This window comes from Leeia oryzae DSM 17879 (assembly GCF_000376945.1).
Lineage (GTDB): Bacteria > Pseudomonadota > Gammaproteobacteria > Burkholderiales > Leeiaceae > Leeia > Leeia oryzae.
In genome coordinates, this window is sequence record NZ_AQXU01000025.1 from 800,881 (window position 1) to 813,920 (window position 13,040).

Genomic DNA, 13,040 nt, shown 5'->3' on the forward strand with positions numbered 1-13,040 from the left:
GACAAATGACGCTAGTGTAGTGACACAGGGGCATATTCAACCAGCTTGTATTTTGAATAGCTGAATTCGGTAAAACCGATAACGATCTAAATACCGCGAATTGGCTATTTCCCGGTTAGCGTTGGCAAACAAAAATACAGGCGTGGACGTCCGAATATCCATTCAGAAAGCGGGCGATGCCAATGCCAGTTTTCTGTTGAAATACCTGTCAAAAAATCCATGATTAACATGGACTTGCAAATACAAGCCTGTTGCAAATGCATAAAAACCTGGAATTTCCGGGCAGGCTATACAGCCTGAATACCATCTGAATTAAGCACCCCAAAAGCGCAGCTTCGCATGTCACCAAAATTTGGCCACTTTATCGCGGATCTTTAGCAGCGTTTCAAGAGACAGAAACCGATTCATCACAATCCGTAATGATCCGTCATTAGCCATAACGATACTAATTGCACAGCGAATCCGACTTGATCACTATTAGCAACGAACCCATTCCGTCCATAGTGTCGTATTACCGGTTTGATTCAACACAGCACGAATTTTGGTAGGCAAACACCGGCAAAAAGCCGGGTCGCCCTGAATGCATAGATAGCCCAGAAATTAGGCGTTGATCGGAGAGAGAGAACCATGCAAGCACGTGACGTAAAAACAGTTGAAGATGCCATTGCCCTAGTCGAAGCCCGTGGCCTGACCCACGTCAAGGTCGGTTTATCCGATATCGACGGTATCATGCGCGGCAAATACATATCCAAAGACAAATTCATTTCTGCCCTGACATCCGGCTTTGGCTTCTGCAACGTCGTGCTGGGCTGGGACCTGAACGACCAGTTATACGATAATGTGCAATATACCGGCTGGCATACCGCCTACCCGGATGCCTGGGTACGCATTCTGCCCGAGACCTGTCGGGACCTGCCGTTTGAACAGGTCAACGGTCAGGACATGCTGTTCTTCCTGTGCGAATTCATCGAAGACGCCGCCAATATCTGCCCGCGCAACATGCTGCACCGGATTCTGAAACGCGCCGATGGCTTGGGCTTTGATGCCAGCGCCGCACTGGAATACGAATTCTTCATGTTCAAGGAAACCCCGGAATCCGTACGAGAAAAGAATTACCAGAACCTGACCCCGTGGACACCGGGCTACTTTGGCTACTCGGTCCTGCGCAGCACGGTCGAAAACGACTTCTACCACCAGTTGCTGGGGCTTTGCGAAGCCATGGACATGGGCATTGAGGGCCTGCATACCGAAACCGGCCCGGGCGTGCTGGAAGCTGCGCTGGGTGTAGATGGCGCTGCTGCTGCCGCCGACAAGGCCTTCCTGTTCAAGACCTTTACCAAGGTACTGGCGCAGCAGAATAACCTGATGGCCACCTTCATGGCCAAATGGTCTCATAACTTCCCGGGACAAAGCGGCCACATCCACCTGTCCCTGAAAGACAAGCAGACCGGCAAGTCCGCCTTCTATGACCCGGACCAGAAATACAACATGAGCAAGACCCAGCGCCACTTCATGGCCGGGGTGCAAAAATACCTGCCGGAATTCATGTCGATGTTTGCCCAGACCGTCAACAGCTACTCGCGTCTGGTACCCGGTTACTGGGCGCCGCTGGATGCCACCTGGGGCCTGGAAAACCGTACCACGGCACTGCGCCTGATCCCGGGCTCGGCCAAATCACAACGCATGGAAGTCCGTATCGGTTCTGCCGATGCCAACCCGTACATCGCCCTGGGTGCCGCGCTGGGCGCAGGCCTGCTGGGGGTAGAGCGCGAGCTGGAACCGGAACCGATGGTGGTTGGCAATGCCTATACCCAGACGTTCCCGGACCACCTGAAACTGCCGAATACCCTGTGGGAAGCCGCCCAGCGCCTGAAAGGCAGCGAGGCCGCCCGTACGCTCTTCGGCGATGCGTTTGTCGATCATTATGCTGCCACCCGCGAATGGGAAGAGCGCGAGTTCCGTCGCCACGTGACTGACTGGGAACTGCAGCGCTATTTCGAGATCATCTGATAGACGGGTGTCACGCAAACACGTGACACCCATTTGATCACATCACTGATTTGTTTTTTGACGAGAGACCCCTATGACCGCAGAACTCATTACCCGCAGCCCTGTAGACGGTAGCGTGGTTGTCAGCCGCCCTTACCATGGCGATGCGGCAATCCGCAACGCGCTGGAAAAAGCCAAGGCGGCACAAGCCGCCTGGAAAGCCACCGCCATTGCCGACCGTGCCGGCATCCTCAGCAAGGGGGTGGACAATTTTGTTGCCAAGAAAGACGAGATCGCACTGGAACTGACCCGCCAGATGGGCCGGCCGATCCGCTACACCCCCGGTGAAGTCGCGGGTTTTGAGGCACGCGCAAGACACATGATCTCGATCGCCCACGACGCGCTGCACGACGTGGTACCTGCCGCCATTGAAGGCTTTACCCGTTTCATCCGCCGCGAGCCGGTCGGGGTGGTACTGGTAATTGCCCCGTGGAACTACCCGCTGCTGACCGCAGTGAACGCCGTGGTACCGGCACTGATGGCCGGTAACGCCGTCATCCTGAAACACTCTGCGCAAACCCCGCTGGCCGCCGAGCGCATGGTTGAAGCCTTTAGCGGCATCGGCCTGCCAGACGGGTTGTTCCAGTTTGTACATACCGACCATGCCGGCACCCAGCGACTGATCCAGGCACCGGAAATCAACGCCGTCTGCTTTACCGGCTCGGTGAACGGCGGGGCCGCCGTCGAGCAGGCCGCGGCTGGCCGCTTTATCGGTGTCGGTCTGGAACTGGGCGGCAATGACCCGGGCTATGTGCGTGCCGATGCCGATCTGGATCACGCGGTCGACACCCTGGTGGACGGCGGCTTCTTCAACTCCGGTCAAAGCTGCTGCGGTATCCAGCGCATTTACGTGCATCAGTCGCAGTACGACGATTTTGTCGCCAAAGCAGTGGCGCTGACCCGCCAGTACAAGCTGGGCGACCCGATGGACCCGGACACCACGCTCGGCCCGGTGGTACGCACCTCGGCCGCCGATGATATCCGCGCTGTCATCAAGGATGCGCTGGACAAAGGTGCCAAGGCGATGATCGACTCCCGCGAGTTCCCGGCTGACCAGCCAGGGACTGCCTTTGTCGCGCCACAGATTCTGGTCAACGTGAATCATGGCATGGCCATCATGAACGACGAATGCTTCGGCCCGGTGGTCGGCATCATGCCGGTCAAGGACGACGCCGAGGCCATCCGCCTGATGAACGACAGTCCGTTTGGCCTGACCGCCTCTATCTTTACCAAGGACGAAGCCGCTGCGCTGGCGATTGGCGACCAGCTGGAAACCGGCACCGTGTTCATGAACCGCTGCGACTATCTGGACCCGGCGCTCGCCTGGACCGGCGTCAAGAACACCGGCCGCGGGGCGACCCTGTCTTCCGTCGGGTATGAACACCTGACCCGACCAAAATCCTTCCATCTGAAAAAACTGTAAATCAAGCGGAGATACCCCGATGACCGACATGAACGCATACCGCGCCAACTGGAATTACCCGACAGCGATCAAGGCCGGCGCTGGCCGCATCAAAGAATTGCCAGACCATTGCAAGGCACTGGGCATGAAAAACCCGCTGCTGATTACCGACCCCGGACTGGCCAACCTGCCCGTCGTCACCGATGCCGTGGCCAGCTGCAAGGCTGCCGGCCTGGCCTGTGCGGTGTTTAGCAACATCAAAGGCAACCCGACTGGCCAGAACGTCATGGACGGTGTGGCAGCCTTCAAGGCCGGCCAGCACGACGGCGTGATCGCCTTTGGCGGCGGCTCCGGCCTGGATGCAGCCAAAGCGGTCGCCCTGATGGTCGGCCAGACCGGCGAACTGTGGGACTATGAAGACGTGGGTGACAACTACCTGCGCGTGAATGTAGACGCCATGGCCCCGGTGGTTGCCGTGCCGACCACCGCCGGTACCGGCTCCGAAGTCGGCCGAGTCTCGGTGATTACCGACGACACCGCCCACATCAAGCGGCTGATCTTCCACGCACGCATGGTGCCAGCAGTAGTGATTCTGGACCCGGAAGTCACCACCGGCCTGCCGGCCAAGCTGACTGCCGCCACCGGCATGGATGCGCTCAGCCACAATCTGGAAGCCTATTGCTCGCCGTTCTACCACCCGATGGCCACCGGCGTGGCGCTGGAAGGGATGCGCCTGGTCAAGGAATACCTGCCGCGCGCGGTCAAGAACGGCCAGGACGTAGAAGCCCGCATGCAGATGCTGGTCGCCAGCACCATGGGCGCCACCGCTTTCCAGCGCGGTCTGGGCGCCATGCACGCACTGGCCCACCCGCTGGGCGCACTGTATGACGCGCACCACGGCATGCTGAACGCCATCCTGATGCCGTACGTGCTCAAGGCCAACCAGTCGGTCATTGAAGAACGCATTACCGCGCTGGCCCGCTATCTGAACCTGCCGAACCCGTCGTTCGAGGCCTTCCTCAACTGGGTACTGGCCTTGCGTGAAGAAGTCGGCATCCCGCACGCGCTGTCCGCCATTGGTATCGACGATGCACAGGCACAGAAAGTGGGCGAGATGGCGGTGGCAGATCCATCCCACGGCACCAACCCGATCCCGTTCACCGCCGCGCAATACAGCGAGATCTTCAAACGTGCGGTGGTCGGCCTGCTGTAACCCGGCCACAGCGTTGCGTTAACCGGGTAGCAAACCCGGTGAGCGCAACGTGCCAGACAACCTGACCGTTGCGACTGGCCCCAGACAGACCCTCCGTTACCCGTCAGGGAACGGAAATCATAAAACAGGATGCAAACAGACATTCTGGAAAGCGACAGGGCGGCAGTCAGGCTGCCGTCCTGTTTCACACGACTTCCGCCTACGCGCAGGAGAACCGCATGGCACGAATCGGGATTGCCGGCTTTTTACACGAGACCAATACCTTTGCCGACAGTCGGGCACGTTTTACCACCTTTGCAGAGGCCGACGCATGGCCAGGCCTGCAATGGGGCGACGGCATGTTTGAGGCGATCAAGGGCGTCAACATCCCGGTTGCCGGATTTGTCGATGCCCTGGCCGGCAAGGGCCACGAACTGGTACCGCTGGTCTGGGCCTCCGCCAATCCGAGCGGCCCGGTGACTGAGGATGCGTTCGAATCCATCTGCTGGATGCTGCTGCTCAGCCTGGCCACGACCGGCCCGCTGGACGTACTGTATCTGGACCTGCATGGCGCCATGGTCACCGAGCACCTGCAGGATGGCGAAGGCGAGCTGTTGCGCCGGATTCGCGCCGAGATCGGCGACCAGTGCCCGATTATTGCCACACTCGACTTCCACGCCAATATTACCCCGGCCATGGTCAGCCATACCGATGCACTGGTGGTGTACCGTACCTACCCGCATGTCGACATGAGCGACTCCGGCGAACGGGCGGCGGCACTGGTACCACGCCTGCTGGCCGGCGAACGCTGGCACAAGGCCTTCCGCCAGCTGCCGTTCCTGATCCCGATGCCATGGCAGTGCACGCTGACCGACCCGATGAAATCGCTGATCCAGGCAGCCGACGACATGGAATCTGCCGAGACCCCGATTGTCCGGTTTGCGCCCGGGTTCCCGCTGGCCGATGTCCCCGAGTGTGCGCCGTCGGTGCTGGTGTACGGTACGGATGAAGCCCATAGCCAGCAGCTGGCAGAACAACTCCACCAGCGCGTGCTGGCGGCACGGCACCAGTTTGCCGGCAAGCTCTGGTCCGCAACCGATGCGGTTCAGGCGGCTGGAGAACGGGGCAAACCCGGCCACCCCATTGTACTGGCCGATACCCAGGACAACCCGGGCGGCGGCGCAGACAGCAACACCACCGACCTGATCGCCGCCATGCTGAAACAGCATGTAGGCGGCTGTGTCGGCCTGCTGTGCGACCCTGCCACTGCCCGCAAGGCACACGCCGCCGGCTTGGGCAGCCAGTTACCGATGTCGCTGTGCGGCGATGACAGCACCTTTGGTACCTGGGACGTGGTACATCTTGGCAACGGCCAGTTTACCGGGACCGGCCCCTTCTACGCCGGCTGCCGCATGGACCTGGGCCTGATGGCCGCGGTGCGCAGGCAAGGCGTAACGGTGCTGGTATCCAGCCGCAAGCAGCAAGCGGCCGATCAGGCCATGTTCCGTCACCTGGGCATCGAACCGGCCGAGCAGGCAGTGCTGGTGCTCAAAAGTTCCGTCCATTTTCGGGCCGACTTTGGCCCGCTGGCACAGGACATCCTGGTGGTAGCCGCCAGCGGCCCGAATATTGCCGACCTGCACCAGCTCACCTACCGCCATGCCAGCCGTCCCCCTGCCTGATCACCGGGCATGACACTCGTGCTTTTGCGATGCAGGTGCTATGCTGGCGCCTGCATCGCGCATGACGTTCTTGTATTCTCGTCCTTCTAACGGATTGTTCGGGCGCATTGCCCCGGAATATTTATGTCTGATATCGGTTTTGATCTGAAATTGCTGGAAGTCTTTGTCGCCATCGTCGAATCCGGCGGCATGACGGCCGCCGCCCAGCGGCTAGGCATGACCCAGTCGTCTGTTTCTCAAGGGCTGGCCAACCTGGAACAAAGCCTGCGGGTGCAACTGATGGACCGCTCGCACCGGCCGCCACTGCTGACACCGCTTGGCCGCCAGTTCTATGATCAAAGCGCCCAGTTGCTGGCGCGCGCCCGGCAAGTCAGTCTGGAATTCCGCCGCAAAGAACAAACCCCGCTCAAGCATGTGCGTATCGCACTGGTCGATTCGCTGGCCACCAGCGTCGGTCGTGAACTGCTGGATGTGGTCAAGCTGCGCACGGCCCAGTGGTCGCTCACCACCGGCCAGTCGCACGCCCATGCCGAAGCCTTGCTGTCTCGCAAGGTAGACATCATCATCTCGGACGACGCCATCGCCAGCCACCCGGAACTCTACCGCCGCCGGCTGATCCGCGAGCCATTTGTGCTGGTGATGCCCAAGGGCGAAGGCAGCGCCTTGCCCGTCTCCCTGCAGCAGCTCTCTACCCGTTCCGATTTCATCCGTTACAGTAACGGCACCGTCATCGGCCGCAGCATTGAAAAGCAGCTCAACGCCTGGAACATCAACCCGCCCCAGCGCATGCAGCTGGACAACTCGTTTGCCATCCTGTCCATGGTCAAGGCCGGCGCCGGCTGGGCCATCACCACCCCGCTCTGCCTGCTGCAAGCCGGGCTGCTCAGCGGCGAGGTCGACTGCATGCCGATGCAGGAAGGCCAGTTCTTCCGCGAGCTGACCCTGGTCGCCCAGGCTTCTGAGCTTGGCAGCCTGCCGGAACAACTGGCCAGCGATACCATCAGCATACTCAAGACCCGCTACCTCCCGATCCTGCAAGGCAGTGCGCCTTGGCTGGCCAGCGGCATCACGCTGGGCGAATAACCGACCGGACAGACGGCGAGCCCCGCGTCTTGACATGCAGGGCAGACAGGTCTAAAACTTGTGACTGCTACCCGGCTCGCGTTGTTGTTACTTGCTTCGCTGAGCACCCTTCCCGATCTTCACGCGCCCATGCGGGCGCACTCGGCTTGACGGGACATCGTCCCGGTCGGAACCCGTGCTCGCAGACCTTTTTGGTCACTGGGCTCCGGCTGCCGCAAGACCATCTGCGGTACGGCATCCCCCACTGTCTGGCTGCATGCATGTGGTTTGTTTCTTTGGCCGTGTGCATACACCCCATACAGATGACCCCCTGTCGGTAGCAATCTTGATGACCCCGAGTGTCGGTGCCGACCCTGCGCCCTGCTGTTCTGGCACGGGGCAGATTCAACCGCCACCCACCCGGGTCATACCCGCAACGTTCACCGTTGCGGTTTTTGTCATTCGGCATTCGTAAGGGGAGTTCACCATGAGTACGTCACTCTATCAACGGCTGGGCGGGTCTATCGGCATCACACGCATCGTGGATGATCTGGTGGCAGCCCACTTGGCCAATCCGGCCGTCAAAGCACGCTTTGAAAACGTCAAGGATCTCGACCACCTCAAACGCATGGCGTGCGAGTTCATGTGCGCAGGCGCTGGCGGACCTGAAGCCTATACCGGCAAAGACATGCTCGCCGCACACAAAGGCATGAACATCAGCGAGCAAGAATATCTGGCGGTCATCGATGATATTGTCAGTGCCATGACCAAGAATGAAATCGACGAGGGCACCAAAGGGGAAGTGGTGGCTATTCTGTATTCACTGAAAGGTCAGATCATTCGTGTCTAGGCACAAGAGGATTTTCATCAGCGCAATAGCAAGCGACGCGGGTCAGCCAGCCTGATCCGCGCATCTGCCATGGGTTGCATGCACACCGGGCTTACAGCCATTCACACAATTTGGCCATATCCACATTCCCGCCACTGATCAGGACCCCGACCCGTTTGCCTTGCAATGCCGCTTTCATCGGCAGGGCCGCGGCCAGCCCCAGGCAACCGGTTGGTTCTACCAGCAGCTTCATGCGGGTGGCAAACAGGCGCATGCACTCGACCAGCTGCGCATCACTGGCGGTCAGAACATCATCGACATGCTGGCGGATCAGGGCAAAGGTGTACTGCCCCAGATGCTGGGTCTGTGCACCATCGGCAATGGTCTTGGGTGCCTCAATATGTACAATGCGGCCAGCACGGAAAGATTGCTGGCCGTCATTACCGGTTTCGGGTTCCACACCGTACAGCTTGCAGTGCGGCGATAGCGCCCTGACCGCCAAGGATGACCCGGACAGCAAGCCTCCCCCGCCCAAGGGCACAAAGAGCGCATCCAGGTCGCCCACCGTTTCCAGCAACTCTTTGGCTGCGGTGCCCTGCCCGGCAATCACATCCGGGTGGTCATACGGCGGAATCAGCGTATAGCCATGTCTGGCGGCCAGATCACGGCCGATCTGCTCCCGGTCTTCAGTGTAGCGATCATACACAACCACATGACCACCATACCCTTTGGTCGCCTCTACCTTGGCAGCCGGTGCATCATGGGGCATGACAATGGTCGCCGGAATGCCCAGCAGGCGGGCAGACAGCGCAATGGCCTGCGCATGGTTACCGGATGAAAATGCCACCACCCCGTGCCGTCGCTGGGTTTCGTCAAACCGGGACAGCGCATTAAAGGCCCCCCGAAACTTGAACGCCCCCATGCGCTGTAAATTCTCGCACTTGAAAAATACCTCGGCCCCCAGCAGCTCATTCACCGTGCGGGATGTCATGACCGGGGTTTTGTGCGCCTGCCCCTCAATACGCAAGGCAGCAGCAACAACATCGGCATAGACCGGTAAGGACAGCGGTTCCAAGGGTTACTCCCTGATGGTCAGACAGACTTATGCCGGCCAGACAAACAGCCAGCTACCCGACCCGGGGTATTACCCCCGGGCCTTTGGAGAATGAGGCATGCAATATTAGCGGGTGACTTACCGCGCTTGTGCGCGGGTCAGGATGTAATCTGATAGTACGGTATTGCCGTGATAGTGCGGTGCGCACATGGCTTCAAACTCTGCCCGCACCTTGGCCAGACGTTCCGGGTCATTCGCCAGGTTCTCCACCAGCTTTTGCAGCGGTCCGGCGTAGAGCTCCATGAACATGCGATAGTGGCTAAGGCTCAACGCAAAAAACTGCAGTTTGCCACGCTCAAAAAACGGTGCCTCGAACTTGTCGCCCAGCCGCTCGGTAATCACCGCCGGAATCCCCCATTGCACGGGGGGAGATGCCCCGGGGGGCAACGGTGGCGAATGACGGCCAATAAACATGAACATCTTGCCAATAAAGTGCTCAGGGGGCCAGGTAGCAAAAGCCACCCGCCCGCCGGGTTTCAGCACCCGGCGCATCTCGGCAATCGCCACCTCCGGACGCGGGGCAAACATGTGGCCAAACTGGCTGACCACCACATCAAACGAGGCATCCGGATAGGGCAGGTTTTCGGCATCGCCTTCGGTCCAGACAATTTCTTCGTGCCGGGCAATGGCGGCGTTTTCCCGCGCTTGCGCCAGCAGCGCCGGGGTTAAATCCAGCGCATTTACCTTGGCACCGGCCCGGGCCGCCGTAATGGCCACCACACCAGTACCAGTGCCCACATCCAGCACCGACTCCCCGGGCTTGATCTGGGCAAACTCCACCAGATGGGCAGCAGACGGTGTGGTAAACATCGCATTGGGCGCAAAAGACGCCCACATCTCGCGCTGCCGTTTTTTTAATTCTGCAAAAGGATCATTGAACATGGCTTTCTCCTGTTCACCTTCAAGTAGAAAATTGTATGCCTGTCCTCCTCCCGCAACAATCAGCGAAGGCCTTTATCCGCCAAACGGTCATTGCGACGCATTCTCATTTCACCAATCCCCGTCCATCTGTCAGAACACCGGCTTGGCAATAACGGTTAGCAAGCTAAACATTTATCAAAAACCTGAACAACCCGTTCAGAATTCCTGAACCAGCGCGGTCGGGCCCTCTCATAAAATACCTGCGTGTTACAGAGGCGGGCCGGTCTCAGGGTACCCGGCCGGTCCGCCACTTTCTGTCTTGTCTTTGATGATCTCAGCTACCGCCAAGGAATCTGCCCCATGAACCCCGTGTCTCAGGAAGCACTGCAAAAAGCTTTCATTTCAGCCCGTACTTTCAACAAATTTACCAGCCAGCCGGTTAGCGATGATACGTTGCGTCAGCTGTACGACCTGTTCAAATGGGGTCCTACCTCCATGAACAGCCAGCCGGCACGCTTGTTGTTCCTGAAAACCCCGGAAGCCAAGCAACGCCTGGCCCCTGCACTGTCTGCAGGCAATCTGGACAAAACCCTGGCAGCACCGGTTACCGTCATCATTGCGCAAGACACGCGCTTTTATGAGCAATTGCCCACCCAGTTTCCGGCCTACGATGCCAAACCGATGTTTGAAGCCAATCAGGCCCTGGCAGATGCCACCGCATTCCGCAACAGCTCGCTGCAAGGCGGCTACCTGATCATCGCCGCCCGTCTGCTTGGGCTGGAAAGCGGCGCCATGAGCGGCTTTGATGCCGACAAGGTCAACGCCGAATTCTTCCCGGATGGCCAGTACAAAGTAAACTTTCTGCTGAATCTGGGCTACGGCGACGCCAGCGGCACCCGTCCGCGCGGCCCGCGACTGGCGTTTGAAGAAGTGGCACAAGTGCTGTAACGACCAGCATCAGGCCCCTTTGACTGACCGACCCGGCGGATGCATGTCGCCGGGTCTTGTTACATAAGGAGAAGCCGTTTAGCCGTGCATCTCCAGCACGGGCACCGCAACCTTCGGCAACAGCCGCTGTTTGAACACGGGTTCCTGATAATAGCGAATCTTGTCGCACATCACCGGGCTGGAGAGCGTCTCGCAGAGGAAGATGGCCTTGTCGGAAGGCATGGCTTTCAGCTCTTGCGGCAGCATCAGGGCGCGCTTTTCTTCGGACTCGGTCTTGCTGACATCCCGGCCGCGAGACACGCTGTGTTTCTGCACGCTGCGATACCCCAGCATATCCGAATACTCGTTGGCGTCCTTTTGCTCGCGCGGGGTATACAGGATTTGCAAGGCATGGTTGGTCATCAGGGTGCGGCTGTTGGCCTGGCCGTAGGTGGCTTCCAGCTGTGACAACGACTGGATGATGGGCAGCAGGCGGAGGTTGTAGCCGGCCATGTAGCTGACGGCTTTGGCAATGATGTCCACCCGGCCGATGGAGGTGAACTCGTCCATCAGCAGCAGGCACTGGTGCTTGAGCGCCGGGTTGTTCTGCGGCAGGTCGCGGGTGTTCTGGTTGATCAGTTGCGAAAAGAACAGGTTGATGATCAGGCTGGCCTCGGCCAGCTTGTTGGGCTGAATACCGATATAGATGGTCATCTTGCGTTTGCGCACATCAGTGAGCAGAAAGTCGTCTCCGCTGGTGGCGGCATCGGTGATCGGGTTTAGCCAGGGTAGCAGCGGCTCGCGAAACGTGCCCATGATGCTGGAAAACGTTTCTTCTGCCTGGGACAACAGCCCGGCAAACGCTGACTGACAGGCGCCGCTCAGGAAGGGGGCCTCGCTCATCCTGGCAATGCTGGCCCGCAGGCTGCGCCCGTCACCGCCGGCCAGGCGGAACAAGGCCCCCATGGTACACGCCGGCACATGGGCGGGCGAGATGCCATCTGCCAGCTTGGCCGCGCGCCGCTCGAACAGGTACAGACTAAACGCCAGAAACGCATTCTGGGCCTGGTTCTTCCAGAAGCGGTCTTTGCCGTCCTCGCCCACCGGATACAGCATGGTGGCGATGCTCATCAGGTCTGACACGCGGAAATCCGGATCTGATGATACATAGGTGAGCGGGTTCCAGCGGTGGCTTTTGCGGTCTTCGGCAAACGGGTTAAACAGATACACCGCCTGCCCGTGCTGCTGGCGAAAACCGCTGGTCAGCTCGAAATTCTCCTGCTTGATGTCCAGCACCACCATCGATCCCGGATACGACAACAGGTTGGGAATGACGATGCCGACCCCTTTGCCGGACCGGGTGGGCGCAGACAGAATCGGGAACTGCTGGCCGTTGAAGTACAAGAACCGGCCATTGGCCTTGCCAATCACCACGCTGGTTTCAGAGGGTTTCATGAACCCTTGCTGCCGGAGTTCGCCCACGCTGGCAAAGCGGGCCTCTCCATAGAGGTTGTGCGTTTGCCCCAAGCGCTTGTACAGCACCAGCAGTATCAGGGCAGCCGGCACGCCAAACCCGGCCCCGAGTGCCAGTTTCAGCTTCCAGGCCACGCCCGCCGTGCCATGGTAAGCCGCGTAATAGTGATAAATGGTGGTTGCCCCGAGAATGCGGGTAGGTAGCCGGGTCAGGAGGAGAAACAGGTAGCCCGACAGGTATAAACCGGTAAGTCCAGTCAGGATCAGCAACCCGGGGATAAGCAGATATTTCTTGTTCAACGGCGGTCTCTGGTGCGGTGAAATGACGTTCCTGGCGGTCGCCTGGCTGTTTGTGTGCAGACGACGGGTAGGCTGCCGTGAAAGCAGCCACGTATGCCAATATATTGAATTGGCATAATAGCATGGCAATGCCTAATTATGAAAATGGC

Annotated in this window: 10 protein-coding genes; 7 read left to right on the forward strand and 3 right to left on the reverse strand. The window is 59.4% G+C overall.

Features of this window, described 5'->3' with window-relative positions; translation table 11 throughout:
• Window positions 1–627: 627 nt before the first annotated feature.
• The 6 genes from F552_RS0117260 to F552_RS0117285 all read left to right on the forward strand — a co-directional run bounded on the left by F552_RS0117260 (window position 628) and on the right by F552_RS0117285 (window position 8,237).
• The gene (locus tag F552_RS0117260) at window positions 628–2,010 is read left to right on the forward strand and encodes a glutamine synthetase family protein (protein WP_018153025.1); all 1,383 of its coding nucleotides are present in this window, start codon (window positions 628–630) and stop codon (window positions 2,008–2,010) included.
• A gap of 73 nt (window positions 2,011–2,083) precedes the next feature.
• On the forward strand, window positions 2,084–3,472 hold the full coding sequence (locus tag F552_RS0117265; protein WP_018153026.1) for an aldehyde dehydrogenase family protein: 1,389 nt from the start codon (window positions 2,084–2,086) through the stop codon (window positions 3,470–3,472).
• Between the two features lie 19 nt (window positions 3,473–3,491).
• Window positions 3,492–4,664, forward strand: a complete 1,173-nt coding sequence (locus F552_RS0117270) for an iron-containing alcohol dehydrogenase (protein WP_018153027.1) — start codon at window positions 3,492–3,494, stop codon at window positions 4,662–4,664.
• A 218-nt stretch (window positions 4,665–4,882) separates the two neighbouring features.
• A complete protein-coding gene (locus F552_RS19760; RefSeq protein ID WP_018153028.1) occupies window positions 4,883–6,325 on the forward strand; it encodes a M81 family metallopeptidase in 1,443 nt (480 codons plus the stop codon).
• Window positions 6,326–6,448: 123 nt separating this feature from the next.
• Window positions 6,449–7,408 carry a LysR family transcriptional regulator gene (locus F552_RS0117280; protein WP_018153029.1) on the forward strand — a complete coding sequence of 320 codons (960 nt, stop codon included), beginning with the start codon at window positions 6,449–6,451 and terminating at the stop codon, window positions 7,406–7,408.
• A gap of 466 nt (window positions 7,409–7,874) precedes the next feature.
• Window positions 7,875–8,237 carry a group I truncated hemoglobin gene (locus tag F552_RS0117285; RefSeq protein WP_018153030.1) on the forward strand — a complete coding sequence of 121 codons (363 nt, stop codon included), beginning with the start codon at window positions 7,875–7,877 and terminating at the stop codon, window positions 8,235–8,237.
• 91 nt (window positions 8,238–8,328) lie between these two features.
• Here the strand turns inward: F552_RS0117285 and F552_RS0117290 are convergent, their stop codons facing one another.
• Together F552_RS0117290 and F552_RS0117295 are read right to left on the reverse strand one after the other, a co-directional pair.
• Window positions 8,329–9,291, reverse strand: coding sequence for a threo-3-hydroxy-L-aspartate ammonia-lyase (locus tag F552_RS0117290; RefSeq protein ID WP_018153031.1), 963 nt, complete (start codon window positions 9,289–9,291; stop codon window positions 8,329–8,331).
• Between the two features lie 117 nt (window positions 9,292–9,408).
• Complete coding sequence (locus tag F552_RS0117295) at window positions 9,409–10,212, reverse strand: class I SAM-dependent methyltransferase (protein WP_018153032.1); 804 nt, start codon at window positions 10,210–10,212, stop codon at window positions 9,409–9,411.
• 339 nt (window positions 10,213–10,551) lie between these two features.
• Between F552_RS0117295 and F552_RS0117300 the strand changes: the two genes are divergently transcribed.
• The gene (locus F552_RS0117300; protein WP_018153033.1) at window positions 10,552–11,139 is read left to right on the forward strand and encodes a malonic semialdehyde reductase; all 588 of its coding nucleotides are present in this window, start codon (window positions 10,552–10,554) and stop codon (window positions 11,137–11,139) included.
• A 78-nt stretch (window positions 11,140–11,217) separates the two neighbouring features.
• On the opposite strand, the gene F552_RS0117305 is transcribed toward F552_RS0117300, so the two are convergent.
• On the reverse strand, window positions 11,218–12,891 hold the full coding sequence (locus F552_RS0117305) for a type IV secretory system conjugative DNA transfer family protein (protein WP_018153034.1): 1,674 nt from the start codon (window positions 12,889–12,891) through the stop codon (window positions 11,218–11,220).
• Window positions 12,892–13,040 lie beyond the last annotated feature (149 nt).

What these genes read in the sequence shown, in the direction of transcription:
- F552_RS0117260 (WP_018153025.1), top strand. Translation starts at nt 628, where the DNA reads ATGCAAGCACGTGACGTAAAAACAGTTGAAGATGCCATTGCCCTAGTC.
- F552_RS0117280 (WP_018153029.1), top strand. Translation starts at nt 6,449, where the DNA reads ATGTCTGATATCGGTTTTGATCTGAAATTGCTGGAAGTCTTTGTCGCC.
- F552_RS19760 (WP_018153028.1), top strand. Translation starts at nt 4,883, where the DNA reads ATGGCACGAATCGGGATTGCCGGCTTTTTACACGAGACCAATACCTTT.
- F552_RS0117300 (WP_018153033.1), top strand. Translation starts at nt 10,552, where the DNA reads ATGAACCCCGTGTCTCAGGAAGCACTGCAAAAAGCTTTCATTTCAGCC.
- F552_RS0117270 (WP_018153027.1), top strand. Translation starts at nt 3,492, where the DNA reads ATGACCGACATGAACGCATACCGCGCCAACTGGAATTACCCGACAGCG.
- F552_RS0117295 (WP_018153032.1), bottom strand. Translation starts at nt 10,212, where the DNA reads ATGTTCAATGATCCTTTTGCAGAATTAAAAAAACGGCAGCGCGAGATG.
- F552_RS0117285 (WP_018153030.1), top strand. Translation starts at nt 7,875, where the DNA reads ATGAGTACGTCACTCTATCAACGGCTGGGCGGGTCTATCGGCATCACA.
- F552_RS0117265 (WP_018153026.1), top strand. Translation starts at nt 2,084, where the DNA reads ATGACCGCAGAACTCATTACCCGCAGCCCTGTAGACGGTAGCGTGGTT.